The sequence below is a fragment of the Pannonibacter carbonis genome, from assembly GCF_003012935.1.
Lineage (GTDB): Bacteria > Pseudomonadota > Alphaproteobacteria > Rhizobiales > Stappiaceae > Pannonibacter > Pannonibacter carbonis.
Genome location: NZ_PUDR01000005.1, coordinates 125,102 through 151,761, shown reverse-complemented (window position 1 = coordinate 151,761; position 26,660 = coordinate 125,102). Strand labels below are relative to the sequence as shown.

The following is a 26,660-nucleotide window of genomic DNA, read 5'->3' as shown; positions in this document are numbered from 1 at the left end:
GGAGAGGCGGCATGAACGCTGCGATCGATCACTCACGTGAGGCGCTGGCGGACGCCATGGCTGGTGTCCTGGAGCGTTTGCGCCAGCGGGCTCCGCGCGTCCATTGCCTGACCAACGCCGTTGCCCAAGCCTTCACCGCCAACGTGCTCCTGGCACTTGGGGCGATCCCTTCGATGACACTGGCGGCCGAGGAAGTCCCGGCCTTCGCGGCAAGTGCCGATGCCCTGCTGCTCAACCTGGGCACGCTGGATGACACACGCCGCACCGCCTTTGCCCTCGGGCTGGAGGTCGCCGAACGGGACGGCAAGCCCTGGGTGCTCGATCCGGTCTTCGTTGACCGCTCGCCGCCCCGTCTGGCGCTGGCCGGGGACCTGCTTTTGCGGACCCCAACCCTGCTGAAGGTCAACGCCGGCGAACTTGCGGCGATGGGCGGGGCGGATCGGCTGGGTGCCGGTTCCTATGCGGTGACAGGGGCCGTTGACGTCGTGTCTTGCGGCGGCCGCCAGCTCCGTCTGGCCAATGGCGATCCGATGATGGGCCGCGTGACGGCCACGGGCTGCGCAGCCGGTGCCGTGCTCGGGGCCTGCCTGGCGGTGGAACCTGATCCGCTGCTGGCAGCCGCGAGCGGTCTCAGCTTTGTGGCGATTGCAGGGGAGCTGGCTGCGCGTGAGGCGAGGGGGCCGGGCAGCTTCGTGCCCGCGTTCCTCGATGCGCTCTACGGCCTCGACGCCAGAACCCTTACAGACCAGCTGCGGCTCGCCTGACCGTCTTCATCCTGTCTTCTTAAACCTGGGGCATCCCGATGACAGCAATTGCCTTGACCATTGCGGGCTCGGATTCCGGCGGCGGTGCCGGCATTCAGGCCGATCTCAAGACCTTCTCTGCACTCGGCGTCTACGGCGCCAGCGTTCTGACCGCGTTGACGGCGCAGAACACCCACGGCGTCACCGCAATCCACGATGTGCCGCCGCAGTTCGTTCGGGCGCAGATGGATGCGGTGCTGGGGGATCTGTCTGTCGATGCGATCAAGATCGGCATGCTGTCCCGTCCGGACGTGATCCTCGCCGTGGCGGCCGGGCTTGATGCCTACAAGCCGCGTCCGGTGGTTCTCGACCCCGTCATGGTGGCGGCCTCCGGTGATCCGCTGCTGGTGCCTGAGGCGGTGCAGGTGATCATCGCTGAGCTGCTGCCACGGGCGTCGCTCATCACGCCGAACCTCCCCGAGGCCGCGCGCATGCTTGGCGTTGCCGCTGCCATTGGCAGGGACGACATGCGGATCCAGGCCGGTGCGCTGCTTGGCCTTGGCGCCCGCGCAGTTCTGCTCAAGGGCGGTCATGGCGAAGGTCCGCAGAGCGAGGATCTGCTGCTGACCGCTGACGGCAGCGAGAACTGGTTTTCGGCGCCGCGTCACACCACCCGCAACACCCACGGCACGGGCTGCACCCTGTCATCGGCCATCACGGCAGGACTGGCCCGCGGGCTCGCGCTGCCGGATGCGGTTGCCGCCGCCAAGGCCTATGTGACTGCGGCCATTCGTGCCGCCGATCATCTTGCAATCGGCTCCGGACACGGACCAGTGCACCATTTCCATGCCGTCTGGGAGACTGCTGAATGACCCATGATCTGACACTGTCCCGCCGCAAGGCGCTTGGCCTTGGTCTGGCTGGCGCTGCAGGCACGCTTGCTGCGCCTGGGCTTGCACTGGGGTCTGCGACCATCGAATGGAAGATGGTGACCTCGTGGCAGAAGAACCTGCCAGGTCCGGGCGTGACAGCACAACGCATTTGCGACCAGATCGGCAAGTTGTCGGGTGGCCGCATGCGGGTGCAACTGGCCGCCGCCGGCGAGCTGGTTCCAGCGCTCGGCGTGCTCGACGCTGTCTCCTCCGGTACGGCACAGATGGGGCACACCGCATCGTTCTTTTGGCAGGGCAAGATGCCGGCTGCCGTGTTCTTCACCGCCATCCCCTTTGGCCTGACGCCGCTCGAACACATGACGTGGATCGACCAGGGGGGCGGTCAGGCGCTGTGGGATGAGCTTTACGCTCCCTTCGGCATCAAGCCGGTGATGGCCGGCAACACCGGCGTGCAGATGGGCGGCTGGTTCAAGCGTGAGATCACGTCGCTGAATGATCTGGCTGGTCTGAAGATCCGCATGCCGGGGCTCGGCGGTGAGGTCCTGCGGCGGCTTGGAGCAACTCCGGTGGCGCTGCCGCCTGGCGAGATCTTCCAGGCCCTCCAGTCCGGCGTGATTGATGCGACCGAGTTTCTGGGGCCATGGAGTGACCAGGCCATGGGCTTCCAGAAGGTGGCGAAATACTACTACGCCCCCGGCTTCCACGAACCGAACGGAACCGGCGAGGCCCTGTTCAACAAGGTGGCGCTTGACGGTCTGCCGGAAGACCTTCGCGCGATCGTGCTTGAGGCCTGCCGCGCGGAAAACGCGCTGGCCCTGACCGAAAGCGAGTGGATGAATGCCGGCTCGCTCGCCACCCTGCAACAGACGGATGGCGTTGAGGTGCGTTTCTATCCCGATGACGTGCTGGCTGGCTTGCGCAAGGAAAGCGACGCGGTGCTTGCCGGATTTGCCGACAAGGATCCGCTGTCGGCGAAGATCCTTGAAAGCTATCAGGCCGCAGTCGCGCGGCTCGCGCTTTGGAGCCGGGTCTCGGTTCAACGCTTCCTGTCGGCGCGCGACGGCGCCTGACCGGCATCTGAGCACGCTTGACGTAACGTGTGACGCATTCAGGGCTTTGCGGGGCGAAGAGCGCTTCCTGCATTCCGCTGGCCCCGAATCGTGCTGTTCAAAGCGGTGACCTGCTCTGGTCCCTGCTGAGGTCAGGCCACGGCCATTGGCAGGGAACAGGGCGCCGTCGCCCGCCGGCAAGCACGATCCTCCCGCCCCCTGGCCGGACTTCGCCCGGGGGTGGCGCGCCTTCGACAAGGGACTGCCACTTGATCTGTTGCAGTTCAGCAACGCAAGTGACGAAAATATGTCCGTTCTGTGGGGTGGTGATTTTGCTCAAAAATTAGGCAATGTGCGAGTTCAGAGCCTGGGCGTTGCAGGAAACAGTGTGAACCAGAAGAAATTGACGTTATCGGCAGGGGTGACGTTGGGGTATCGGGTTAAGTTCTCGTCATTTTTGCACCGCAGCATGACTAGGCCGCGCTACGCACTGCTGATTTTCGCAATTGCACTTGTGTCGGGTTTTATTGATCCTCTTTCCAATCGTGAAAGCTAGGCAGAGCGGACACGAATGTTTTTGGGAGGGAACTTGAATATGAACCGTGCACTCAAGGCTGCTGCTCTGTGCGGCTCGGCGCTGAGCCTGATCGCGGTGGCCGGGCAGGCCCAGGCCGGCGGCTTCGCGCTGCGGGAGCAGAGCGCCTACTACCAGGGCATGTCTTTCGCAGGTAACGCCACAACTGGTCCGAGCATTTCATCGATGTTCTGGAACCCGGCGACGATCACCGGCGCAGGTGAGGGGATCACCTTCGAATCCCACAACTCGTTCATCGTGCCGAGTGCGGATCTGGATGCAACCTTTACCAGGGGGGCTATTCCGTGGATCGGTTCGGGCTCAGGCAAGACAGGCGATATCGGTTCTGATGCCTGGATTCCGGCCAGCTACAATGCCTACAAGGTCAATGACGACCTCTTTGTCGGTATGTCGATCACCGCCCCGTTCGGTCTGGCAACCAAGCCGAGCCCCGACTGGTCCGGCAAGTGGTACAACCGCTCGTCGGAAGTATTCTCGGTCAATTTCACCCCAACCATCGGCTATCGCATCAACGACATGATCTCGGTGGGTGCCGGCATCCAGATCCAGTATCTGCAGGTTCGTCTGAAATCCGCTTTCCCGTTGTCCTCGACGGCGCAGAATGCCGAAGTAAAGGGCAGCGATATTGGGTTTGGCGTGACAGCGGGTGTCACGGTCAAGCCGATGGAAGGCACCGAATTCGGTCTCGGCTTCCGTTCTGCCGTGTCGCATGAACTTGACGGGAAGTACATCCAGCCGGCTGGCGTGGCGCTTCCCTCCGGTACACCGTTCCCGGCGATGACCACGGGCATCACCGCGTCGACGATGACCCCGGAAATGGTGACCTTCTCGGTCAAGCAGCGCGTGTCGGATGCGTTCCGGGTGGCGGGTACCGTCGAGTGGACCAACTGGAGCCGCCTGGGCACCATTCACACCAAGCCGAAGTCTGGCACTGCGTCGACCCCGGATCTCAAGTTCAACTACAATGACGGCTGGTTCTTTGCCGTTGGTGGTGAATATGATTTCAATGAAAAGCTGACGCTGCGCGCCGGCCTTGCTTATGAGCTGTCTCCGATCGATGAGAAGATCCGCTCTGCGCGTCTTCCGGACAACAATCGGTACTGGCTGTCGGCTGGCCTGAGCTACAAGGTCATGGAAAACATGTCCCTGGATCTCGGCTACACGCACATCATTCCGGAGAAGACCAAGATCAACATCGGCCCAGGGCATCAGGACTATAACCCTGCCGTTGGCCGTCTGACCGCGAATGTCGATGCCAATGTCAACATCTTCACGGCAGCCTTCCGCTACCGTTGGGGTGGCAAGCTCTGACAGCCTCCTGAAAAGACAAGAAGAGCCGGCGCAGTGCGTCGGCTCAGACCGCTGACAAACCCTCTATCGTCATCCCGGCTCGGCGCTTCGCTTGGCCGGGATGACTTCGGTGAGGTCGAGGTTTGTCATCAAGCTCAGCCGGCGCAGTGCGTCGGCTTTTTTGTTTGCTGCAGTGTCATGAAGGCCCCGGCAGCGTTAAGCATGCTGTCATAAAGCGCCGTTTCATTTCAGGGATTTAGTCGATCTGGCCGACGGAAACCGCCGCTTTCTGCGCTTTGTCATATTCCTGATACTTGAATCGCGTCTAAGAGCCTCGTCCTTGACGTGGAGTGCGGACGATGACAGCGCGACCGGAAGCGCGGCACTATCGGGCTTTGTTCATTTCCGATGTTCATCTCGGAACCCGTGGTTGCCAGGCTGACCTCTTACTTGATTTCCTCAAGTACAATGATGCCGAGACCGTCTATCTGGTTGGGGATATCGTGGATGGCTGGCGCCTGAAGCGGGCGTGGTATTGGCCGCAGGCGCACAACGACGTGATCCAGAAGATCCTGCGCAAGGCTCGCAAGGGCGCGCGGATTTTCTACATCCCCGGCAATCACGATGAGTTCCTGCGCGACTTTCTCGGCACGCATTTCGGCGGCGTGGAGGTTGCTGACAGCGTTGTCCATACCGCTGCGGACGGGCGAGAATATCTTGTGATCCATGGCGACCAGTTCGATGTGGTCATCCGCCACGCGAAGTGGCTCGCCTTTTTCGGGGACAAGGCTTATGTCGCGGCACTTGGCCTCAACACGACGCTGAACTTCATGCGTCGTCGTCTTGGCCTGACCTACTGGTCGCTGTCCGCCTGGGCGAAGCTGAAGGTGAAGAATGCGGTGAGTTTCATCGGCCGCTTCGAGGAGGCCTTGTCAGACGAGGCGAGACGTCAAGGGACCCATGGCGTGATCTGTGGGCACATTCACCATGCGGCCAGCCACATGACCCATGGCATCCATTACATCAATACCGGTGATTGGGTTGAGAGTTGCACGGCCGTCGCCGAGCATCATGACGGGACCTTCGAGGTGATCCGATGGGTGGAACACGCGAAGCTGGAAACCTCGGACGAGGCGGCCCAGGAGCAGCCCGTCGCGGCATGACCTCCGTTCTCATCGTGACGGATGCGTGGCATCCGCAAATCAATGGCGTAGTCCGTTCGCTCGAACGCACAGCTGAAGAGCTGGAGCGCATGGGGGTACGCGTCGAGTTTTTGACGCCGCAGCTGTTCCGCACCCTGCCATGCCCGACCTATCCGGAAATACGCCTGTCGTTGACGACACCGGGGCGGGTTCGGTCCCTGATCCGCAAGTTCAATTGCGACCATCTCCACATCGCGACGGAAGGACCGCTGGGCATTCTCGCCCGCCGTGCCGCGTTGAGATCCGGGCAAGTCTTCACGACGAGTTACCACACGCGGTTTCCTGAGTATCTCTCCGCCCGCTTGCCCGTGCCGCTTGACTGGACCTATGGCTGGCTGCGCCGGTTCCACAACGCCGGGCAGGGGTGCATGGTGGCAACCCGGTCACTGGATGAAGATCTGACCGCCCGGGGCTTCACCAACTTGATGCGTTGGTCGCGCGGGGTTGATGATGCCGTGTTCCGGCCTTTCGAAGGCAATGTCCTGCCCGATGATCTGCCACGGCCGATCTTCATGAATGTCGGGCGCGTTGCGGTCGAGAAGAATATCACCGCGTTCCTGGATCTGGATCTTCCGGGCAGCAAGGTTGTGGTCGGCGAGGGGCCACAGCTGGAACCCTTGCGCAAGGCCTATCCGGATGTGCTGTTTACCGGCGCCAAGGTCGGTGAGGATCTGGCCCGCCATTACGCCGCCGCCGATGTTTTTGTCTTTCCGTCTCTGACGGATACGTTTGGCAACGTCCTGCTTGAAGCGCTTGCCTGCGGTGTCCCTGTCGCGGCCTATCCAGTGATGGGCCCACTGGATGTTATCGGGGAGAGCGGGGCAGGAGTTCTCTCGCATGATCTGCGCGAAGCTGCTCTCGCGGCGCTTGATATCCCGCGCGATTACTGTCGCCAGGTGGCGCAGGGGTATTCCTGGGCCAACAGTTCGCGTCAGTTTCTCGAAAATGCCGAGCTGGCCCATGCAAGTCAGAACGCTGGACACAACCCTGCCGCGGACACCTCCGCTGCGGCGGAATAGCATCTGACCGCTTGTCGAGGTGTCTTCGGGCTGCTACCGCTGAGGAGCGCAACGGAGTACCCTCAGATGTTGGACCTGCCGAGCTATGAGACAGTGCTGGCGGCTCGCGACCGACTTGCAGGCCACGTGGTTGTAACACCGCTGTTGCGGTTCCAGGTGCTTGATGCTTTGGCCGGTCGCCCCGTCCTGGTAAAGCCCGAGGTTCTGCAGCGCACCGGCTCCTTCAAGTTTCGTGGCGCATTCAATCGTCTGTCCATGATTCCTTCCGATGAGCGGTCGTCCGGCGTTGTTGCCTGTTCCTCGGGTAATCACGCGCAAGGCGTTGCGGAAGCCGCGCGTATCCTCGGGCTTCAGGCTACGATCGTGATGCCTGACGATGCTCCGGCCATCAAGCTGAAGCGCACGCGTGATTATGGCGCGCAGGTGATCACCTATCGCCGGGGTGTGGATGACCGGGATGCAATCGCGGCGGAAATCTGCGGACGGACCGGGGCCACCTTCGTGCATCCGTACAATGATGCAGGCGTCATTTCCGGCCAGGGTACAGTCGGTCTGGAGATCGGTGCGCAGGCGAAGGCGCTGGGGTTGGTGCCGGAGGTCGTCGTGGCCTGCACAGGCGGAGGCGGGTTGACCAGTGGCATGGCGCTTGGCCTTGCGGCCGATGCGCCGGGTGCACTTGTCTGCACCAGCGAACCGGCCGGGTTTGATGACTATGCCCGCTCGCTGGAAAGTGGCACCCGGCAGGCGAATGCGGCTGCAAGCGGGTCAATCTGCGATGCGATCCTGACGGGTGAGCCCGGTGAGACAGCGTTCGGCATCCTCCTGCAACGCAAGGCGCGCGGCTTGGTCGTCAGTGATGCTGAGGCGCTTGCTGCCGTCGCCTTTGCGTTCCGGGAGTTGAAGCTGGTCGTTGAGCCAGGCGGTGCCGTGGCACTGGCTGCGCTTTTGTCTGGCAAGGTGCCGTCCGGTTCTGGGCCGGTTGCCATAGTCCTGTCTGGCGGCAATGTGGATCCGGCGATGATGCAGCGCGCACTTGCTGCTTAAGTCTTTGAAAATACATATGTATTTTCTGCTGCCCGTCCCAATGTCACGGTTCTGGCGTGGGTCGGAACTGCGTTAGACAGCGGCCATGCGTCGGCCGGTCCGGAAGCGGAGGATCTCGTCGGGGATCGTCCGGTTGCTGCGGTCGAACCACTGGCACCGGGCTTCCAGAAAGCGGCGGAAGGTCTTGTGGTCGATTCCCGTATCGCGCATCAGGTTTGTCACGGCGCTGTCAGCGTCCGACTTGATGATCTTGGCGACCGTCGTCTCGGGGACATGTGTCTTGCGGGCAATCAGCCAGAAACAGGCGTCGATACGCTTCTGCTCGATCAGCGTCAGCAGGATGGAATCGAACGACAGTTCTCCCGATGCGATCTGAACATGGGCCTCGTGGCAGGAGATCGACTTGCCATCGATGCTGAAGTCTACGGCCTTGTCGTCGCTTTTCGCGGTCCGTGCCAGACGCTCCAGGTCATCCTCCTTCATGGCCTTGGCGAGGGCAGGCGGGATCAGCGGGCAATTGGCGTCGAGGATGGTCTGGAGGTCGCTGCGAAAGACTTCGTCCTGAAGGGCCCGCTGGGCGATGCCGCCAAGGACGGGCTGTTCCACATTTGCGAAGATCAGCAGGGCCAGAAGTCCGCGCGCCGAGAATGTTACTGATAGATTGCGCAGGAGGATGTAGGTGACACCGCGGCCGGCCTTGGCAATCATCGTGTCAACGATGTCTTCCGGCAGATCCATGCGCCGGGCAATCGCGGCCCGGTGGCGATCGGATCGACTGCGGACGATCTCGCGCAAGGCGCTTTGGCTGATGGTCGGCGAGAATTCAAGGACAGGTTCGCTGAGCTCGAAATCCTCCTGCGCGAGACGGTCTGCCAGTGCAGATGTTATCCTCTGCGTCTTGGCCAGCCGGACGACCAGATCAAAGCGCGTCGGTCGGTCGAGCTGGTGAAACACATCCAGCACCAGGGCTGAGAACAGTTCCCGCTCCATCGCGGACGGGTCCGGTGTCGACGGATTGGCAAACTCCGAGCCAAGCGTCCGGATCAGCTCTGATCTGGCCGAGGCGTCCTTGTTTCTCGCGAGCTGTTCCAGGCTTTGCAGTAGCATTTTGCTGTGATGCTTTGGCTTCGCGGTCGATGTCACTCGCCGCCTTTTCTTTCTCTTCTTAATGTTGCGGACAAGAATGAATTAATCGTTGTTTTCTTTCATATTCAACGCGCTAGTGCATCGATAGTGACAGAAATCCAAGGGTCTCAACTACACTGCATCTTTGGTGGCAGATCGCGTGTGGCAGTTGTTTCGCAAACCGGCTTGCCGAGGCTCAAGGGACTTTGGGAGGAGAAAGCAAGCTGCAGGACCTGTGATTAGCCGCCTCAGGGCTGTGGATGTTTACGTTGCATTAGAACAGAGCCGCCATGGTCGCAGCAGAACCCGGCAGGACGGATGCCGGGCCGACCTGCCTTTGACCGCCCAACGACCACATGGAGGGGAAATGACCTGTCTGCAGATTGCGGACCGGCTGAAGTTTTTTCAGCTTGATCCGGCCGAGATCGCTCTGGCGCGTGATGCCTGGAGATTGATCGAACCGGCTCTTCCCGGGATCCTTGAAGGATTTTATCGCCATGTTGGCCGTGTTCCGGCCCTTGCCGCGATTGTAGGGGGACGGCAGTCACACCTCATCACGGCCCAGACCCGGCATTGGCAGCAGCTGTTCTGCAGCGGTTTCGACAATGCCTATCAGGAAAGCGCGCTGCGCATCGGACGCGCGCATGTGCGGATCGGTCTCGAACCCAGCTGGTACATCGGCGGCTATGGTTACGTGCTGGCGCAGTTGACCGATGTGATTGGCCGCAAGCATCGCTTTTCGGGCCAGCGGACAGCGAGGCTGATCGGACTGGTGACCCGGATCGTCCTGCTCGACATGGACATTGCTGTTTCCACCTATGGCGAGGCGATGGTCGAGCAAGCCGAGCAGCGCGAGAAGCGGGTCCGCGATGCGGTCCAGGGCTTCGAGGAACAGCTTCGCTCAGCCCTCGGCGGACTTGTGGCCGCCTCGCAGGCGCTTGAGACCACGGCGGATCACCTCTCCGGTGCCGCAAGTGATGCCGGCACGCGGGTCGGCACCATGGAACTGTCAGCGGCCAATACCTCACGTGGCATTCACTCCAGCGCGGCCGCGACCGAGCAGATGTCGGCCTCGATCCACGAGATCAGCCGCCAGGCCAGCATGTCGCGCGACATCTCCAACGGCGCTGTCGAGAACGCGCGGCGGACCAATCAGTCCGTCCAGAGCCTGTCGGCCGCAGCCGAGCGGGTAGGTTCCGTTATCGAGCTGATCTCGGAAATCGCTGGCCAGACAAATCTCCTGGCACTGAACGCGACCATCGAGGCTGCGCGTGCAGGAGAAATGGGACGCGGATTTGCCGTCGTCGCGGCGGAGGTCAAGGATCTCGCCGGCCAGACCACCCGGGCAACCGAGGAGATCACGGGTCAGGTCGCAGCCATCCAGGCGGCCACCCGTCAGGCGGTCGTGGACATCAACGGGATCTCGGAAACCATCGAGACGATTGCCGGCATTGCCGCTGAAATCTCTGCTGCCGTCGAACAGCAGATGGAAGCCACCACCGAGATCTCGCGCAATGTCCAGACGGCTGCGGCCGGAACGGCGACCATGAGCGACGAACTGACTGCCGTTCATGGCATGGTCCAGGGGACGCAGGACACGGCCGAAAGCATTGCACAGATGTCGGGACAGTTGCGGTCCCAGTCGTCAGGCCTTGGCGAAAGTGCAAGCATCTTCTTTGCCAATGTCTTGGGCGATAGAAAAAGCGCCTGACTGAAACGAAAAAACCCCGGCAAGCCGGGGTTTTTGTTTTGAACTGTTGAGATTCAGCTAAAAAGCGCCTGGCGTTCGTTTTCTGACAACATTGCCAGCGGATCTGCCTCGTCGATTTCGGCCAGGATTTCTTCTTCTTCCCAGGCCGCGTCCGCCGAGGCTTCTTCGACCGGATCGCTGTCCGTGTCGCCTTCAGGAATCGTGTCAAACAGGGCTGCGATGCTGTCCGCATCCATGACGTCGTCGGCAGCGCCCTCCATCTCATCGTCTTCGGAGGCGAGGTCGTCATCTGGCGCGTCGAAAATCGCGTCGATGGTTGCAGCGTCGAGCTGTTTGTCAGACGTCTGAACATCGGCCATTGCGGCGGTCTTGGGTGCGTTGTCGGCGGTCGCGCCCTTGCTGCTGAACTCCATATCGAAGTCGTCGCTGTCGACGGCTGAGCCGGGCGACATGAACATCATGCTGTCGACATCGGTCTGATTGACACCCTTGCCATCAAGCTGCGGGCCGTTCAGAAGATGCGCATCGGGACGGCTGTCCACCGGACCGGCCGTGTCTTCCGCCTTCATTTCCGAAATACCCCAGATCCCGATCATCAGATTGATCCGGCTCTCCAGGTAGCGCATCACATGCACCACCTTCTGGGTCCGCTGGCCGGTCAGGTCCTGGAACGAGCAGGCCATGAAGATTTCGGTCGCCTTGGCATCGATTTCGTCGCAGACCGCGTCGTCGGCGCCCTTTTCACGCAGGATCCAGGCCTGTTCCTGGATGCGCTCGGCAGCAGCCAGGATGTCCTGTGTCGCCCGTTCGGTCTGGGTGACGATGGCATCCAGCTCGCTGGAGGTGTTGGTGAAGCGGTTGCCGTCATCCTCTTCCAGCTTGATATTGGCAATCTCGCGCTTTGTGCGCTCGATCGCTTCCTGCATGTCTGCAAGGTCAAGCTTGATGCGGTTGAGGTCCGGTACCGTCCGTTCCCGGTGCATCACCCGTTCCAGTCGCCCGATGGCGTCGAGAATCGTGTTGGTTTCCGAACTGCGATGCCGGCGCAGATACTCGGCGAGGAAGCGGCGACCGCGGTCAGACTCAGTCAGTGTCTGCTCGAGGACGGTGTATTCGGTTTCCTGGATCAGGACTGGCGGTTCGATTGCTGCCATCGTAAAGGTCTCGATGTCCTCTTCGCCGCGCTGCCCCTGATTCGAGGCAAACGCCGATACTCAGGGTAAAGTTAGGCCGCAACAGTTAACATCTCTTTAGGCCCGAAACTCTGGGTCAAGGCTCATGGCAAAATTTCAAGTCGGCTTGTCTACCCGCGTTAGTGGTCTCTTCTGGGTTCACTTCATTGGGTCTGGCCTTTTTCTGCCCTTCTTTCCGCTGCTCCTCAGCAATCGATCGCTTTCCGTTTCGGAAATTGCGACGGCTCTGGCACTGGCGACCTTTGCTCGTATTCTCGCAGCACCGCTGCTGACTTCCTTGTCGGACAAGACCGGGCGCCGAAGACTGTCGATCTTCATCTACTCCTGGGCGGGTGTGGGTTTCCTGGTTTTGTTCGCCGCAACAGACAGCTACATCGCAACGCTGATTGCGGTAGCCGGCCTGATGATCTTCTGGGCACCGATCATTCCGCTGGCCGATGCCTACGCGCTGGACGTGGTGCGGCTGCGGGGCGGGCAATATGGCCGGATGCGGTTGTGGGGCTCGGTTGCCTTTATTGTCGGCAATCTTGCCGGCGGCTGGCTGATTTCCTTTGCGACAGACCTTCCCTACCTGGGCGGTATCCTCCTGTCGCTGCTGGCCACGGCGGTCGTCGCGATCACCTTGCCCCCGGCATCACGGCGCGAGGGCGGCGAACAGCAGGCCGACGACGTGCGGCCCGTGGTGTTTCGCCAAATCTGGTTCCTGGCACTGCTGGGCGCCATTGGCCTCATCCAGGCCAGCCATGCCGGCTACTACGCCTTTGCCACCATCTTCTGGCGGACCTCCGGTGTTCCCGACACGGCCATCGGCCTGATCTGGTCGATTGGTGTGATCACGGAAATCGCGCTGTTTCTCTATGCCAGCCGTCTGCCGGTCTGGTTCACGCCGTTGCGGCTGATCCTGATCGGCGGACTGGCCGGCGTCCTGCGCTGGCTTCTGTTTGCCGAAGCGACGAGCCCGGCGTTCATTGTTCTGCTGCAGGGCCTGCATGGCCTGAGTTTTGGCGCGGTGCATCTGGGCACCGTCAGCCTGCTCGGACGGATCGTGCCATCGCGCTGGTCAGCCACCGGCCAGAGCCTGATGGCGACATCGATTGGCCTGCTCAATGCCCTGGCCACCTGGGGCAGCGGCCCGCTTTACGCGCAGGCGCCGGCATATGCGTTCTGGGCGATGTCCGGCCTCTCCTTGCTGGGTGTGGTGGCCCTGCTGGCACTTGCCGGTCGGGTGACACGCGAAGTTTCGGCTGACTCCGCTTTGGCGGATCGCTAGCCCCAGAGGGAAGACTGTGGCGGGATCAGTGTGCTGCCCTCAAACACGAGCCCGCCTGGACGATCATGGGACAACAGCAGCGGACCGTCGAGATCAACATAGTCGGCATCCTGGGCAATGAGGACAGCGGGTGCCATCGCGAGGGACGTGCCGAGCATGCAGCCGACCATGACCTTGAAGCCGAGCGCACGCGCATCGCTGTAAAGCGCCAACGCCTCTGTCAGGCCGCCGGCCTTGTCCAGCTTGATGTTGACGGCATCGTAGCGTTTCCGCAGGGCCGGTAAATCGGCCCGTGTGTGCAGGCTTTCATCGGCGCAGACCGGGACTGGCCGGGCCAGGTGTTCGAGCGCGGCATCATGTGCTGCGGGCAAGGGCTGCTCGATGAGTTCCACCCCGGCTTCTGCGCAGGCGGCCATGTTGTCGGTATAGCAATCTTCGGTCCAGGCCTCGTTGGCGTCCACCACCAGACGGGCGTCTGGCGCTGCGGCCCGGACTGCCGCGATCCGGGCGGCATCGCCCGGGCCTGCCAGCTTGACCTTCAGGAGCGGCCTGCCAGCAGCCTTCAGAGCCGCCGCCGCCATGCTCTCGGGCGACCCGACGCTTAGCGTGAAGCAGGTGGTCAACGGTTTCAGGCTGCCGATAGCAGCCAGGTCCGCCGCCCGGCGTCCGCTGCGCTTGGCCTCCAGATCCCACAGCGCGCAGTCGATAGCATTGCGCGCAGCGCCGGCCTTCAGCGTTGCGGCAAGGCTGTGCCGGTCGAGGCGGTCGCCCAGTTCTCCGACCGTCGCCCGGACTGCCGCCATCACGCTGTCGATGCTTTCGCCATAGCGTGGGTAGGGCACGCATTCACCCCGGCCGGTGTGGACGCCGTCGCTTAAGGCGACAACCACCACATCCGCATGGGTGCGGCTGCCGCGTGAGATCGCAAAGCCGCCGGCAATCTCGAAGCGTTCATGTTCGATTTCAAGGCTCAGCATCATGGTGCCCCGAACTCGGAGGCAAGCCGGTCGATCACCGGCATCATGCCGTAGCGGACGGGATCAGTGGCCGGCAAGGCGTATTTCTTCTCCAGATCCGCCAGATAGGTCCGCGCTTCCGCATCGCCAAGCGCGGCTGTATTCACCGAGAGGCCGATACAGCGGATGGCCGGATTGGTCAGCTTGCCGCACTGGATCGTCAGATCGATCACCGCCTGGATCGAGGGCAGGGGCGTTTCGACCCCGCGCATCGTGCGGCGGGTTGGTTCATGGCAGACGATGAAGGCATCGGGTTGCGCACCATGCAGCAGACCCAGAGTGACCCCGGCGAAGGATGGGTGGAAGAGCGATCCCTGGCCTTCGATCACATCCCACTGCTGCTCATCCATGGCCGGGGAGATCCACTCGACGGCACCGGAAATGAAGTCTGCGATCACCGCATCAATGGCAACGCCGCGTCCGGAGATGAAGACGCCTGTCTGGCCTGTTGCCTTGAAGTCGCAGGCGTAGCCGCGAGCCCGCATGTCGCGCTCCATGGCCAATGCCGTATATTTCTTGCCAACTGAACAGTCAGTGCCGACGGTCAGGATCCGCTTGCCGGAGCGCTTGCTGCCCTTGCCCGTGGCGAAGACCTCGCTGGAGTGGCGCACATCGAACAACTTGCGGCCATTGCGCTCGGCCGCCTCCCGAATCGCCGGGATCGAGCCCAGTCTCACATGCAGGCCACTGGCCACGTCGAGCCCGGCGTCCAGGGCCGCGACGATCGAGGTGACCCAATGATCTGGCAAACGTCCGCCGGCGTTCACCGCACCGACGATCATGGTGCGCGCGCCGGCCTTGGCGGCCGCCTCGATGCTCATGTCGGGAAGCCCTGCATCGGCCTGGCATCCAGGAAGGCGGTTCTGACCAAGGCACCATTCCCGTCGCCAGTCGACCACGCCCAGGGCTGTCTTCGCTGCCAGCGCGTCCGGAACGTCACCGAGAAACATCAGGTAGGGATTTGCGATATCCATGGTCATATCCGCCTTTTACCGAGGCTGCAGGGGTGCGCGGCTGGACGCCTTGCTGTCCTGTCAGGTATAGGGGGTTGTCCTTCACAGCGGCAAGAGGCTCGCGGCGCGCGCTATGGCCTTATTCAATGACATGATCGAGCCACGATGCGCTACGCGCCATGACGGGGAGCGCGTGGTTCTCATACTGTCCGGGGACTGGATCATCCGCTCGGCCATGGACTGCGAAGCCTTGGCAGAGCAGATCTGCAACGACTTGCGCGCTGCAGTCGTCGCTGTCGACTTTTCGGCGCTCGGCCGTCTTGATACGGCCGGTGCCTGGATCCTTCACAAGTTTCGTGGCCGCATCGAGTATTCGGGTGCCCGGGTTCAGGTTGTCGGCGTCAGCGAGGAACACCGGCTGCTGCTGAATGAGGTGGACGCCCACCACCCGCCTCCGTTCGTGCCGGACAACAATCGCACCTCCATTGTCAGCGTTTTTGACTCGACCGGTCGTGCGGTCGTCGAGGCGTGGCGGGACTTCATCGCCATTCTGCATATTCTCGGCTCTCTTAGCGCGGTAGTGACCACCGTCCTGTTTCAGCCAAAGCGCTTGCGCGGCATTGCCATTGCTGTCCAGTTCGACAAGACCTGCATCGGCGCGGTACCGATCGTCGCGCTGATGAGTTTCCTGATTGGCGCGATCATTTCACAGCAAGGCGGCTTTTACCTCCGGCAGTTCGGTGCTGATCTGTTCGTGGTGGATCTGGCCGGTGTCCTGGTCCTGCGCGAAATCGGTGTTCTCCTGACTGCAATCATGGTGGCTGGCCGGTCGGGATCAGCGTTCACGGCCGAACTGGGCGCGATGAAAATGCAGGAAGAGATCGACGCCCTGCATGTCATCGGTCTCAATGTGACCGAAGTCCTTATCCTGCCCCGGCTTCTTGCCCTGATGGCGGCGGTGCCGGTTCTCGCCTTTGTGTCCGATATTGCCGCCCTGACAGGGGCCGGTCTTGTGTCCTGGTCCTACCTCGGCATTCCGCCGCAGGCGTTTATTTCGCGCCTGCAGGATGCGGTGACGATGCAGACGTTTCTCGTCGGCATGGTCAAGGCGCCCTTTATGGCCCTGATCATTGGCCTGATTGCCTGCGTTGAGGGGCTCAAGGTCGGCGGCTCGGCCGACTCGCTCGGCCGTCATACGACCATGTCGGTCGTTAAGGCGATTTTCCTTGTCATCGTCGTGGATGGCCTGTTTGCCATCTTCTTTGCCGCGATCAACGTGTGAGGCCCGCGTGAGCACTTTCACACATCCTGCCGGTATCGAGCCGGGCGAGGCAACAGCGCGGCCGAAGATCCTGACGGCGCGTGGCGTCACGGTCGGCTTTGGCAACAAGCTGATTCTGGAAAACCTCGATCTCGACGTCTATCGCGGCGAGGTTCTTGGCTTTGTCGGGGGATCGGGCACCGGCAAGTCGGTCCTGATGCGCAGCATTCTCGGCCTGACGCCGCGCCGGGCTGGACGGATCGAGGTCTTTGGCCAGGATCTGGACACAGCCACATCCGACGAACGCAACCTGATCGAGCGGCGCTGGGGCGTCCTGTTCCAGCAAGGGGCATTGTTCTCCTCCCTCACAGTAAAGCAGAACATCCAGGTTCCCATGCGGGAGTACATGGGTTTGTCCCAGGTCCTGATGGATGAACTGGCCTGGCTGAAACTGGAACTTGTCGGCTTGCCGCGGGATGCCGCTGACAAGTATCCCTCGGAACTGTCGGGCGGCATGGTCAAGCGGGCCAGTCTGGCGCGGGCGCTGGCGCTGGACCCGGATCTCGTGTTCCTTGATGAACCGACCTCAGGTCTTGACCCGATTGGCGCTGCGGCTTTCGACAAGCTCATCGCAAAGTTGCGAGAAACGCTTGGGCTTACCGTCTATATGGTGACACATGATCTCGATAGTCTGCATTCCATCTGTGATCGAATTGCGGTGCTGGGTGAGCGCCGGGTCTTGTTGGCAGGAACGATAGAAGACATGATGGCGAGCGATTATCCTTGGATCGAAGCCTATTTCCGGGGCGAGCGCGCCCTGCGCCGGGTTTGAAGGAAGACAAATGGAAACCCGGGCAAACTATGTCCTGATCGGTGGCTTTGTTCTCGGTACGCTTCTTGCCGCCTTCCTGTTCATTTACTGGCTGGCGGCCAGTTCCGACAGCCGGACCAGCGTCAATGTCAAGGTTGTGTTCCCCGGCGCAGTGACCGGTCTGCCGGTCGGTGGGCAGGTGCTGTTCAACGGGATCAAGGTCGGCGATGTCGCGACGCTTGACTTCGATCCGACGGACCCGCGCATTGTCGTCGCGACCATACGCGTGACCCCGACAGCGCCCCTACGCAAGGACGTCAAGGCGACGCTCGGGTTCCAGGGCCTCACGGGCGTTGCCTATGTTGACCTCAAGGGCGGGACATCCGGTTCCGGCTTGCTGCTCGACGACACCGTACAGGAGCCGGTCATATATGCGGACCGGTCGTTCTTTGACGACATCCTTGATCATGGTCGGGATGTTCTGCGCAAAGCCGACCAAACGTTGTCAACCATCGATGCGGTCATCCAGGAAAACCGGCCGGTAATCTCGGCCACTGCTCGGAATGTGGAAACATTCTCTGCAGCTCTTGCCGAGAACTCTGACGGCGTGAAGGAATTCATGACCTCTGTCGGCGAAGCCACAACAGCCTTCAAGTCTCTGGCCGGCCGGATGGAAGGTCTTGTCGTGGAAGGTGAGCGCATCCTGGCTGCTGTGCCCTCGGACAAGGTCGAGGAACTTGTGGGCAATGTCACAACCTTCTCCCAGTCCTTGCGTGATGCCGGTCCGGAAATCAGCAAAATGGTTGCCGATGCACAGTCAGCGACATCCAATCTCAATGATTTCACCGTGCGTCTCAATGGATCCCTTGCCCAGGTTGAAGCGGTGGTGGCTGCTGTGAACCCGGAAGCTGTGAGCAAGGCTGTCGGCGGCGCTGCCGCCCTTGGTTCGGTCCTGACAGACCGCTCGGCCGATATCGAACGGCTCATCGGCTCCACGGCCGGCACCATGGAGAATCTTGACCAGATCACCCGTACGGTTCGCGCCCGAGAAGCTGATTTCACGACCTTTATCACCGATGGCCGGCAACTTGTCGGTGAATTGTTGAAGACCGTCGAGAACGCCGGCGGCGTCGTCGCAGCCGTCGACCCTGCGCGCGTCAGCAGCATACTGGCCAGTGTTGACAAGGTCGTCGGTAACTTCGCCGGCCAGGGTGAGGCGATCACCGCGACGATCACCTCGGCTCGCAGCGCTGCCGCCAATATCGAGACGCTCACCAATGACCTCAATGCCCGTCGCGGCGATGTCGACCAGATCATCACCGATGCGAAGACCGTGTCGACAAACCTGTCGACGGCGTCCGGCAAGCTCAACGGCCTGGTGGACAACGTCAACTCGATGGTCGAGGGCAATGGCGAGGGGCTGATCGTCGAGGCGACCAAGGCCGCTGCAGCGATCCGCAAAATCGCCGAAACCTTCGAGAGCCGGGCCGGTGGCATTGCCGACGGCCTTTCCAAGTTCGCGCAGCAGGGCTCGACCGACTTTGCCGCGACACTTGACCAGATCAACCGTACCTTCGCCGCGATCCAGCGGGCAGTGGACAATTTTGACCGGGCGCCGAACCGAGTAATCTTCGGCGGTGACGACGTGCCCCGATTTGGCGGGGGGCAGCGGCGTTGAAGCCGGCGGTGACAGGACCCAGGATGATGATGCAACGGGCATATGAGGCCATGACGGGTAGAACAAGGGCCAAGCGGCATCGCCGGGCCGCGCTGGGGCTTGCAGCGGCTGCGCTGCTTCTGGCTGCTTGCGCATCGACGGCGCCCAATGCGCTCTACGGGCTCAACGCGCCGTCGGACTTTGTCAGCGGACAAAGGCGCTCCGTCCAGATCCTTGTGGCCACACCGCGTGCCTTGAGCGCCCTGGATACGTCCAATATCGCCGTTGTCGACAAGGGCCCGTCCTACAGCTACTTCCCGCAGGCTGCCTGGGCCGACCAGTTGTCAAATGTCGTGCAGGCCGGCCTGGTCCAGACGCTGGAGAACACCAATCGACTGAAGGGAGTTGGTCTGGCCGGTGAAGGCCTGCTGATCGACTACCAGCTTCAGACCGAGTTGCGGGCGTTCCAGTTGCAGGTGGACGGCGCGGATCGTGCCGTTGTCGAGATCGCCGCCAAGCTTGTGAATGACCGCAACGGGCGGACGGTCGACAGCCGGGTCTTCAGCGCCGTCGTTCCGTCCAATGGGACGGGCGTGGAGCAGGCTGTTGCCGCAATGAACAGTGCATCCGGCCAGGTGTTCCGGGAAATGGCGGCCTGGGTTCTCTCCAAGGTCTGATCAGGCCCTTGTGGCCGCGGCCTTTGTGGCTGCCCTTTTTGTCCCATGCCAAATAAAAGGCCCGCCGGATCGCTCCGGCGGGCCTTTCTGCATTGTGATGTGAGGAGCCTCAGTCGAGGCGGCCGCTGGCATGGGCGAGCATGGTGTAGACCTTGCCCGTGTCCGAGGTCAGGTAAGTCTGCCCCAGCATGTTGTCGCGGTCGTTGCGCGAGACCTGCGCAAGCAGCGCCTCGAAGTCGGCGATGTAGCGGTCGACTGCGGTGCGGAATTCCGGATCGCGGCCGTATTTCTGGCGGATCTCGTCGAAGGTCTGCTGGCCCTGCAGCGTGTAGAGCCGGCGGGTGAAGACATGACGCTCACCGCGCTTGTAACGGTCCCACAGGTCGACAAAGGTCTCGTGATCGATGGCCCGTGCGATGTCCATGGACAGGGAGTTGAGGCTCTCGACCATGTGCAGCGGCGAGCGCGGGACCTTCGCGGACGTGGCAGGCGCCTCTTCGTCACGCGAGGCGCGGCGGAGCAGGTCGCTGACCCAACCCTTGGCGGCAGGGTCAGTTGCCTGCTGGGGCTGGATCTCTGCCGGTGCCGTCCTGCGCGGGGCTTCCGCGCGCGGGGCAGGGCGTTCTGCTTCGGTCCGGGCGGGAACGGCAGGGCGAGACGCCGGCTGGGCCGGGAAGGTGGCAGGGGCGGCTGCAGAGGCTGCAATCCGTTCCTGCTGCGGCCGGGAGATGTCGAGGACGTTGGACTGACGTGCAACGATCTCGGACAGCTCTGTCAGGGCGCGGATCTGCTCATTGACCACCTTGCGCAGTGCGGCCGAAGATTCTTCGGCTTCTTCCGGCAGGTTGAGCACGCCCTGCTTCAGTTCCTTGCGGGTCGCTTCCAGCTCAAGATGGACATCCCGGGCGACATCCCGCATGCGGGTTGCCGCCTCGCCGAAGCGTTCGGAAGCTTCTGCCACCGAGCGGGTCATTTCCTTCATGATCTCGTCCTGCACCGACCGGATGGCATCGCGGGCGCGCTGCCCTTCCATGCCTGCCGTCAGGCGCATCGATTCGAACTGTTCGGCGACCTGACGCGAAGCAGCTTCCGCAGCAGCGGCCAGCATGCCTGCGGCATCCCGTGCCTTGTCGTCTGCCGTCTCCAGCGTTTCGGACAGGGTGCTGGTGAACGTCCGCATCAGGGTGTCGACAGACTCGGTCTTCGCCAGGAGGGTGTCGGCAACGGTCTCGATTGCAGTCTTGCGTTCGCCGATCCGGTTCTCGACGAGACGGTTCGTCTCCTCGAGGTGGCGGGCTGCCGAGATCAGGCTCTGGCTCTGCTGGTCAAAGCGCGAGGCAAGGGCCTGGATGTCGGTGAGGACCGTGGACGTCACGTCGCGCAGCGCGCCCACCTGGCCGTCGATGAGGTTCGTGGACGCATTCGTCTCGGTGACTGCCCGCTCGACTGCGTTGCGGAACTCGCCGGCGCGGCGGGCCAGGTTGTTCTCCACATCGGCCATGTTGGCACCGGCATGGGACATGACGTCCTGCAGCGTGGTGTTGGACTGGTCGAGGCGATCCAGGATGGCCGAGACGTCCGCTTCAAGCTGCTGCTTGGTCCGCTCGAGCAGGGAGACGGCGCGCATGGAGCGGTCGTCGATGCCCGTGATGATGCGTTCGCCTGCATCGACCAGCGAGCGGGTCGCTTCCAGGCCGTGCTGCGCGAAGGTATCGGCGACATCGCGGCCCTTGACGGAGATCGCATCGAGAATCGCCCGGTGGATTTCCCCGACGCGGCTGGTGAGTTCGGTGGCCCGGGCCTCGATGGCCGTGACCAGCTCGTTGCCATCTGTGCCGACAAGGCGGGCGAACTCGCCGCTGCGGGCTCCGAAGGCCTCGTTCAGTTCTGCGGCCTTGTCGAGCATTTCTCTCGCCACCGTGTTGCCACGCTGGGACAGGAGATCGGCAGCCTGCTGGACCGCGCTGCTGACGCGGGTGCGGACGCTGTCAGCCTCGCCGGACATCAGGTTGCGCATCTCTTCGACGGTGCGGGTCAGGGTGACGCGCGCATGTTCGCTTTCTGCGGTCAGGTTGCCGGAGATCTCTGCAATGGTGCGCGAGAGATCCGAGCGCACCTTCTCGCTCTCGCCAGTCAGCGAGCCGGAGAATTCGGCGAGCGTGCCGACATACAGGGTGCGGGCCTTCTCGCTCTCGGCGGCCATCGAGCGGGCTGCTTCCGAGACGGCGGTCAGAACGAGATCGCGGACGCGATCCCCTTCACCCGACAGATGTCCGGTTGCCTGCGACATCGCAGATGTAACCGTTTCGGCAGCCTTCTGGCTTTCGCCGACGAGCACGCCGCGTGCTTCGCCAACGGCACCCAGAACCAGCTGGCGCAGGCGCTCGCCTTCACCGGCAAGCTTGCCGGTGACGTCGGTGAAGGTCGCGTTGACGGTTTCCACCGTGCGTTCACGTTCGCCGGCAAGCGAGGCGGCAGCCTGGCCGACGGCTTCGATGACCATGTCACGCACACGGGTGCTTTCGCCGGACAGGACAGAGCTTGCCTCGATCATTGCGCCGGTGAGTGTATCGCGCGCCTTCTCGGTCTCGCCGGACAGCGTTCCGGAGATTGCGGCAAGACGCTCGTTGAGCACGGCTTCCAGCTGGCTGGCGCGGGTGTCCAGCGTTTCGGCGACTTCGAACACCTTGGCACCGAGCGAGACATTGATCTCTGCGATGCGCTCGGACAGGGTCTCGGTGAGTTCAGCGCTCTGGCGAGCCAGCACGCTGCCAGCCTCGTCGAGGCGGCTGTCCAGTGCCTGCGTCATCTCGCTCTGGCCGTCAATGAAGGCCTTGGCGATTTCACGGGTGCGGGAAATCAGGGTCTCGCTGATCTGGCGGGCGCGATTGTCGAGCGTCTGGTCGATACGCTCCGTGCCGGTCGCCATGCTCTCAGCCAGGTGCTCGGCCTTGTCGCTGATCGACACGGCAGCAGCATCCACCCGCTCGTTGATGGACGAGGCGGCGACTTCAACGCGCTCGCTGATCGAGGAGGCCGCTCCGTCGACCTTGTCCGCGATGATCTGGCCCACCTGCTCGGCGCGTTCCACCAGCTGCTCGCCAGCGGAATCCACACGGCGGGACAGTTCGTAGGTGATGGCGTCGGAGCGGTCAGCCAGCACTTCGGCGATGGTGCGGGATTTCTGTTCCAGCGTTTCGCTGAGCACTTCGGTCCGGCTGCTGATGGCTTCCGCCAACAGGGTCGTGCGCGATTCAAGCGCTGCTTCGAACGAAGCCGTGCGCTGCTCCAGCGTCAGGTCGAGGCTGTTGATCCGGCTGTCCAGCGAGGAATCCAGTCCGCCGACGCGGGTCTCGAAGGTTGCATCGAGCGTCTCAAGCCGGCTGTCCAGGGTCTGGGCCAGGACCTGGGCGCGGCTGTCGAACGACTGCACAAGATCGGAGCCGCGCTCGGCGACAATCTGCTCCAGTTCGTTGAGGCGGGAGGCAAGGCCTTGCTGCAGGGCCTGGCCACGCTCGTCCAGGGTTGCCGCGATCCGGTCGCCAACGGTGCCGATGTCCGTGCTGACCCGGTCGCCACGGGTGCCGATGAGGCGGGCGAGTTCGGTTCCGGTCTCGGCCAGCTTCTGGGCCAGGTCCGTCGTGCGCTGTCCGAGCGTTTCGGAGATTTCGGACGAAGCGGTTGCAAGCGTCTCGCGGAAGCCGATGGTCTGGCTTTCGATGAGCAGGGCCATTTCGGTGCCGCGGGCGCCAAGGCGCTGGTCGAGGTCCGCACCATGGACAGTGATGGCCGTCTCGATACGGTCACTGATCGAGCCAAGGCGCTCGGCCAGGTCGCCGCCATGGACCGTAATGGTCTGGGTGAGGCTGGATGATGTCTCGTCGAGCTTGGCGGCAATCTCGCCGCCGCGCAAGGACAGGTCGACAACGATGGATTCGCCCGTTCCGCGCAGGATTTCCGCCACTTCTGCGCTGCGTTCGGACAGGGTCTCGACGATCTCGGCGCCCTTCACCGAGATGGTGTCGGTGACCTGCTGGCCGCGCTGCGAAATGCTCTCGACCACACGCTCGCCGGTTTCATTCAACGAGTTGTCGAGATGGGTCACGCGGCTGTCGACGGTGGTGATCAACTCGGTGGTGCGGGTGGTGATGGTGTCGATCAGGCGGCCGCTGGTGAGGGCGAGCGTTGCATTGATCTCGTCACCACGCTGCGCGATCGTGTCGCCAACCGTTGCGCCGGTCCGGTCGAGGGCCTCGGTGAATTCCTGGGTGCGCTGGGTCAGCGTCGAATTGATTTCGCCGCCACGTACGGTCAGGGTTTCGACGAATTCGCTGGCCGTGGAAGCAAAGCGCTCGTTCACCTCATTGCCGCGCAGGCTGAGGGTTTCCCAAAGCTCGGTCCCGGTGCGCGACAGGTTGTCGACCATCTCGCTGCCTGAAGCGGTAAGACGGGAGACGTAATCGCCGGCACGGTCAGTAAGGGCCTCGACCAGTTCAGAGCCGGATGCGGTCAGGGACGAGTTGAGCGCATCGATACGGCTGTCGACGGACCCGGTCAGATCGCCGATCCGGTCTTCGACGGCGGACACGAGGCGCGACGTTGCCGCGTCGACCGTCCGGGAAATCTCGTCGGACGTGACCGACAGCTGACCTGCGAAGCTTTCATGCGCACCGGAAATCGTCTCACGGACGCGCTCGGCATTGGCGATGATTGCCTCGCGCTGGGAGATGAGTTCATCGATCAGCGCGCGGATCTTCAGCTCATTGTCGTTGTAGGACCGCTCGAGCGAGGAGACCTCGTTGTGCACCAGCACCTCGAGTTCGCTCGCACGGGCAATTGCCCGCTCGATGCCATCGCCCATGGCGGCGACTTCACGGCGGATCGCCTGACCGACGGTCAGAACGGATTCCTTCGCCATGTCCTCAGGCTCGGCAAGGCGCAGGGCAACTTCGGTCATGCCGCGGGCGACGATGCGCATTTCCTGCGCGCGCCAGATCATCATGGCCATGACGAAGAAGAACAGGATGGGTACGACAATGCCGACACCGGCCAGCACCAGGGAAGGAGAGGCGGCAAGGGCTTCCGGTCCGGACAGCGCGGCGATTTCGGCACTGAAGCCGGAGAGCAGCAAGGTCCCGCCGATCAGCCCCCAGGCGATGCTGAGAACCAGAGCGACCCAGAACGGGGCAGCCGAGGGGCGGCTCTGCAGGGCATAGATCAGATTGCCAATGCTGCGGCGATCATCGTTGGCAGCAGGCGGACGTCCGCCACGACCACGGCCACGCCGGCTGTCGGCCGGTCCGGCGTCATTGGCTGAGGTTCGTTCGCTTCCCCCAAGCGCCGGCTTTTCAGCCAGGGCCTCGCCAAGGGCTGCGCGAGCCGCATCGTCACTGGCTGCCACTGTCTTGTCCGGGCCGCCGAAGTCGAGCTTCAGCGCCTCTTCGACAGCGGACAGGGCCGCTTCCGCAGGATCTTTCACCTTCGGGGGATTTGCCATCTTGGATCGCCTCACATCCGTACTCATTACATATCGGAGGCCGAAGCCGCCGAACGCGCTCCCTGCAGCGTTCCGCCAGACTGACTGCTGACTGTCGCCGCATGGATTGAGACAAGGCCGGGTGCCGCCGCATCTGCTGTCCGCCGCTTTGCCGGACAGCCTTTTCCCCACCTTGCCGCATTCCTCAATCTAATGGCACAATCTGCGTTAAGGAACAAGAAACGCCGTTATGCATCAGGTCTCTCAAGGGGGTGGAGCCATGCCCGGACGCAGCGTAAAATCACCGAGGCAAGGGGGTCTGGCGGCCTCCGAAAGCGGAGGGACAGGCACTGCTTCGCCCACCCCTGTGCAACTGCGATGGCTGCGCCGCGGGCTCGAGCAGGCCGGTGGCAAGCTCCCGCTTTTTGACGAGGGCGGACGGGAGATGTCTCCCCGGACCATTCGGGCCTGCGTAAAGGCCGGATGGGCAGAGCCTTGGTTTTCCAATCCAATTAAGCCCGATTGGCTCGTCTGCCGGCTGACCGAAGCCGGACGGGCTGTCGCCGAGGCTCCGGGCTCCGGTCCGGCGACCGAGCGGTAGTGGCGTCGCCGTTGATCGCGGCTTTCGATTTCTCCGACCATGGATGTTGCGCCGCGAAAGGAGTTCTGGCGACTTTCCAAATGCGCGTTAACCAATGATTCACTTTGTTGGGGAGAGTTGCCCATCTGCACCCCTTGGGCGGGCCACTCTTAACCTCGCATTTTCGAAACCGGGTGCAAATCTCTCTAAACATTCGGCTTGTTCGCCATCAGTCAGAGCCACCGACGGTCGGAGCAGCGGGAGAATCAGATGGGCCATAAAGCACCGACCGGGACGGATTGGCCTTGTGAGAACCACGAACCCTCGCCACCGGTGGATCGCTCGGTGCTCGCGGCCAGTACCTTTGGCAACACGGACCTCGAGCAGGAGGTCCTTCGCCTTTTTCTCGTTCAGGCCCAGACGCTTCTCCAGCGCATTGGATCAGCCCCCACCAAGGGCGAGGCAGCAGATCAGGTCCACACACTCAAGGGCTCATCGCGTGCAGTTGGCGCCGGCCGTCTTGCGGATGCCTGCGAAGTCGTCGAAGCGGAGTTGCGCGCGGGCGAAGCTCCAGCACTTCTGACCCTGGTCCGTCTCGTTGAGGAAGCCTCAGACTATATCCGCCGGCAGATGCTGGCTTGAGACAGGCTGCCGCAGCGGGCTTGCTTGACCTTTTGCGGTGAACCTATATTCCGGTCAGCACAGACATAATTCACCGGACGGACGCGCATATGCCCCATATCACTTTCGTTACTGCCGATGGCGCACGCCATGAGGTTGATGCTGCCGATGGCGCCACCGTGATGGAAAGCGCCATCAAGCATATGGTTCCCGGCATCGAGGCCGAATGTGGCGGGGCCTGTGCCTGCGCAACCTGCCATGTCTATGTCGACGACGCCTGGTCGGCAAAGGCCGGCAGCCCGGAGCCGATGGAAGAGGACATGCTGGACTTTGCCTATGACGTTCGTCCGACCTCGCGCCTGTCCTGCCAGATCAAGATGAACTCGGCCCTCGACGGCATCGTCGTTCATGTGCCGGAACGTCAGGCCTGAACTACGGCTTGCTGTCTCGGAAAAGAGAAAACGCCCGCGCTGG

The 26,660-nt window shown here is 62.6% G+C and carries 21 protein-coding genes; 16 read left to right on the top strand and 5 right to left on the bottom strand.

Translation table 11 applies throughout. The annotated features are described in order from the left end of the window. Positions 1 to 11 precede the first annotated feature (11 nt). The 8 genes from C8348_RS09050 to C8348_RS09020 all read left to right on the top strand — a co-directional run bounded on the left by C8348_RS09050 (position 12) and on the right by C8348_RS09020 (position 7,835). Positions 12 to 764, top strand: coding sequence for a hydroxyethylthiazole kinase (locus tag C8348_RS09050; protein ID WP_106752998.1), 753 nt, complete (start codon positions 12 to 14; stop codon positions 762 to 764). 38 nt (positions 765 to 802) lie between these two features. Continuing rightward, positions 803 to 1,615, top strand: a complete 813-nt coding sequence (gene thiD / locus C8348_RS09045) for a bifunctional hydroxymethylpyrimidine kinase/phosphomethylpyrimidine kinase (protein WP_106752997.1) — start codon at positions 803 to 805, stop codon at positions 1,613 to 1,615. Continuing rightward, entirely contained in the window at positions 1,612 to 2,706 is a 1,095-nt protein-coding gene (locus C8348_RS09040) for a TRAP transporter substrate-binding protein (protein ID WP_106752996.1), read from the top strand. Before thiD ends, C8348_RS09040 begins: the two co-directional genes overlap by 4 nt. Before the next feature lie 145 nt (positions 2,707 to 2,851). Further along, a complete protein-coding gene (locus C8348_RS21940; RefSeq protein ID WP_157950411.1) occupies positions 2,852 to 3,241 on the top strand; it encodes a hypothetical protein in 390 nt (129 codons plus the stop codon). A 39-nt stretch (positions 3,242 to 3,280) separates the two neighbouring features. After that, positions 3,281 to 4,591, top strand: a complete 1,311-nt coding sequence (locus C8348_RS09035) for an OmpP1/FadL family transporter (RefSeq protein WP_106752995.1) — start codon at positions 3,281 to 3,283, stop codon at positions 4,589 to 4,591. A gap of 338 nt (positions 4,592 to 4,929) precedes the next feature. Then, a complete protein-coding gene (locus tag C8348_RS09030; RefSeq protein ID WP_106752994.1) occupies positions 4,930 to 5,733 on the top strand; it encodes a UDP-2,3-diacylglucosamine diphosphatase in 804 nt (267 codons plus the stop codon). After that, the gene (locus C8348_RS09025) at positions 5,730 to 6,791 is read left to right on the top strand and encodes a glycosyltransferase family 4 protein (protein ID WP_106752993.1); all 1,062 of its coding nucleotides are present in this window, start codon (positions 5,730 to 5,732) and stop codon (positions 6,789 to 6,791) included. The genes C8348_RS09030 and C8348_RS09025 overlap by 4 nt, the downstream gene beginning before the upstream one ends. A gap of 66 nt (positions 6,792 to 6,857) precedes the next feature. Next, positions 6,858 to 7,835 (top strand): threonine ammonia-lyase, encoded by a 978-nt coding sequence (locus C8348_RS09020; protein ID WP_106752992.1) that lies wholly within the window; start codon positions 6,858 to 6,860, stop codon positions 7,833 to 7,835. A 72-nt stretch (positions 7,836 to 7,907) separates the two neighbouring features. On the opposite strand, the gene C8348_RS09015 is transcribed toward C8348_RS09020, so the two are convergent. Continuing rightward, positions 7,908 to 8,942, bottom strand: a complete 1,035-nt coding sequence (locus C8348_RS09015; protein WP_106752991.1) for a DUF2336 domain-containing protein — start codon at positions 8,940 to 8,942, stop codon at positions 7,908 to 7,910. A 385-nt stretch (positions 8,943 to 9,327) separates the two neighbouring features. On the opposite strand from C8348_RS09015, the gene C8348_RS09010 reads away from it, so the two are divergent. Continuing rightward, positions 9,328 to 10,671 (top strand): globin-coupled sensor protein, encoded by a 1,344-nt coding sequence (locus tag C8348_RS09010; RefSeq protein ID WP_106752990.1) that lies wholly within the window; start codon positions 9,328 to 9,330, stop codon positions 10,669 to 10,671. A gap of 53 nt (positions 10,672 to 10,724) precedes the next feature. On the opposite strand, the gene C8348_RS09005 is transcribed toward C8348_RS09010, so the two are convergent. After that, entirely contained in the window at positions 10,725 to 11,825 is a 1,101-nt protein-coding gene (locus tag C8348_RS09005; RefSeq protein ID WP_106752989.1) for a protein phosphatase CheZ, read from the bottom strand. A gap of 124 nt (positions 11,826 to 11,949) precedes the next feature. Between C8348_RS09005 and C8348_RS09000 the strand changes: the two genes are divergently transcribed. Then, positions 11,950 to 13,134: an MFS transporter gene (locus C8348_RS09000; protein ID WP_106752988.1), complete on the top strand. Its 1,185-nt coding sequence runs from the start codon at positions 11,950 to 11,952 to the stop codon at positions 13,132 to 13,134. Here C8348_RS09000 and dgcA read toward each other — a convergent pair. Continuing rightward, the gene (gene dgcA / locus C8348_RS08995; RefSeq protein WP_106753142.1) at positions 13,131 to 14,111 is read right to left on the bottom strand and encodes an N-acetyl-D-Glu racemase DgcA; all 981 of its coding nucleotides are present in this window, start codon (positions 14,109 to 14,111) and stop codon (positions 13,131 to 13,133) included. The genes C8348_RS09000 and dgcA overlap by 4 nt on opposite strands. After that, positions 14,111 to 15,124, bottom strand: coding sequence for an N-acetyltransferase DgcN (gene dgcN, locus C8348_RS08990; protein WP_106752987.1), 1,014 nt, complete (start codon positions 15,122 to 15,124; stop codon positions 14,111 to 14,113). The genes dgcA and dgcN overlap by 1 nt, the downstream gene beginning before the upstream one ends. 112 nt (positions 15,125 to 15,236) lie before the next feature. Here dgcN and C8348_RS08985 point away from each other — a divergent pair, with 112 nt between their 5' ends. The 4 genes from C8348_RS08985 to C8348_RS08970 are packed head-to-tail and all read left to right on the top strand — an operon-like array spanning position 15,237 to position 19,509. Continuing rightward, positions 15,237 to 16,385, top strand: a complete 1,149-nt coding sequence (locus C8348_RS08985; protein ID WP_106752986.1) for an ABC transporter permease — start codon at positions 15,237 to 15,239, stop codon at positions 16,383 to 16,385. Between the two features lie 34 nt (positions 16,386 to 16,419). Then, positions 16,420 to 17,196, top strand: a complete 777-nt coding sequence (locus tag C8348_RS08980; protein ID WP_425270814.1) for an ABC transporter ATP-binding protein — start codon at positions 16,420 to 16,422, stop codon at positions 17,194 to 17,196. Positions 17,197 to 17,206: 10 nt separating this feature from the next. Next, complete coding sequence (locus C8348_RS08975) at positions 17,207 to 18,853, top strand: MlaD family protein (protein WP_106752984.1); 1,647 nt, start codon at positions 17,207 to 17,209, stop codon at positions 18,851 to 18,853. Positions 18,854 to 18,903: 50 nt separating this feature from the next. After that, positions 18,904 to 19,509, top strand: a complete 606-nt coding sequence (locus C8348_RS08970; protein ID WP_106753141.1) for an ABC-type transport auxiliary lipoprotein family protein — start codon at positions 18,904 to 18,906, stop codon at positions 19,507 to 19,509. Positions 19,510 to 19,618: 109 nt separating this feature from the next. On the opposite strand, the gene C8348_RS08965 is transcribed toward C8348_RS08970, so the two are convergent. After that, entirely contained in the window at positions 19,619 to 25,006 is a 5,388-nt protein-coding gene (locus C8348_RS08965; RefSeq protein ID WP_106752983.1) for an apolipoprotein A-IV repeat region-like domain-containing protein, read from the bottom strand. Between the two features lie 829 nt (positions 25,007 to 25,835). On the opposite strand from C8348_RS08965, the gene C8348_RS08955 reads away from it, so the two are divergent. Next, the gene (locus C8348_RS08955) at positions 25,836 to 26,207 is read left to right on the top strand and encodes an Hpt domain-containing protein (protein WP_106752982.1); all 372 of its coding nucleotides are present in this window, start codon (positions 25,836 to 25,838) and stop codon (positions 26,205 to 26,207) included. Between the two features lie 89 nt (positions 26,208 to 26,296). Then, on the top strand, positions 26,297 to 26,617 hold the full coding sequence (locus C8348_RS08950; RefSeq protein ID WP_106752981.1) for a 2Fe-2S iron-sulfur cluster-binding protein: 321 nt from the start codon (positions 26,297 to 26,299) through the stop codon (positions 26,615 to 26,617). The last annotated feature ends 43 nt before the right edge of the window (positions 26,618 to 26,660 follow it).

Coding starts and splice junctions, on each gene's coding strand:
- C8348_RS09050 (WP_106752998.1), top strand. CDS start 12: ATGAACGCTGCGATCGATCACTCACGTGAGGCGCTGGCGGACGCCATG.
- thiD (WP_106752997.1), top strand. CDS start 803: ATGACAGCAATTGCCTTGACCATTGCGGGCTCGGATTCCGGCGGCGGT.
- C8348_RS09040 (WP_106752996.1), top strand. CDS start 1,612: ATGACCCATGATCTGACACTGTCCCGCCGCAAGGCGCTTGGCCTTGGT.
- C8348_RS09035 (WP_106752995.1), top strand. CDS start 3,281: ATGAACCGTGCACTCAAGGCTGCTGCTCTGTGCGGCTCGGCGCTGAGC.
- C8348_RS09030 (WP_106752994.1), top strand. CDS start 4,930: ATGACAGCGCGACCGGAAGCGCGGCACTATCGGGCTTTGTTCATTTCC.
- C8348_RS09025 (WP_106752993.1), top strand. CDS start 5,730: ATGACCTCCGTTCTCATCGTGACGGATGCGTGGCATCCGCAAATCAAT.
- C8348_RS09020 (WP_106752992.1), top strand. CDS start 6,858: ATGTTGGACCTGCCGAGCTATGAGACAGTGCTGGCGGCTCGCGACCGA.
- C8348_RS09015 (WP_106752991.1), bottom strand. CDS start 8,942: ATGCTACTGCAAAGCCTGGAACAGCTCGCGAGAAACAAGGACGCCTCG.
- C8348_RS09010 (WP_106752990.1), top strand. CDS start 9,328: ATGACCTGTCTGCAGATTGCGGACCGGCTGAAGTTTTTTCAGCTTGAT.
- C8348_RS09005 (WP_106752989.1), bottom strand. CDS start 11,825: ATGGCAGCAATCGAACCGCCAGTCCTGATCCAGGAAACCGAATACACC.
- C8348_RS09000 (WP_106752988.1), top strand. CDS start 11,950: ATGGCAAAATTTCAAGTCGGCTTGTCTACCCGCGTTAGTGGTCTCTTC.
- dgcA (WP_106753142.1), bottom strand. CDS start 14,111: ATGCTGAGCCTTGAAATCGAACATGAACGCTTCGAGATTGCCGGCGGC.
- dgcN (WP_106752987.1), bottom strand. CDS start 15,124: ATGGATATCGCAAATCCCTACCTGATGTTTCTCGGTGACGTTCCGGAC.
- C8348_RS08985 (WP_106752986.1), top strand. CDS start 15,237: ATGGCCTTATTCAATGACATGATCGAGCCACGATGCGCTACGCGCCAT.
- C8348_RS08975 (WP_106752984.1), top strand. CDS start 17,207: ATGGAAACCCGGGCAAACTATGTCCTGATCGGTGGCTTTGTTCTCGGT.
- C8348_RS08970 (WP_106753141.1), top strand. CDS start 18,904: ATGACGGGTAGAACAAGGGCCAAGCGGCATCGCCGGGCCGCGCTGGGG.
- C8348_RS08965 (WP_106752983.1), bottom strand. CDS start 25,006: ATGGCAAATCCCCCGAAGGTGAAAGATCCTGCGGAAGCGGCCCTGTCC.
- C8348_RS08955 (WP_106752982.1), top strand. CDS start 25,836: ATGGGCCATAAAGCACCGACCGGGACGGATTGGCCTTGTGAGAACCAC.
- C8348_RS08950 (WP_106752981.1), top strand. CDS start 26,297: ATGCCCCATATCACTTTCGTTACTGCCGATGGCGCACGCCATGAGGTT.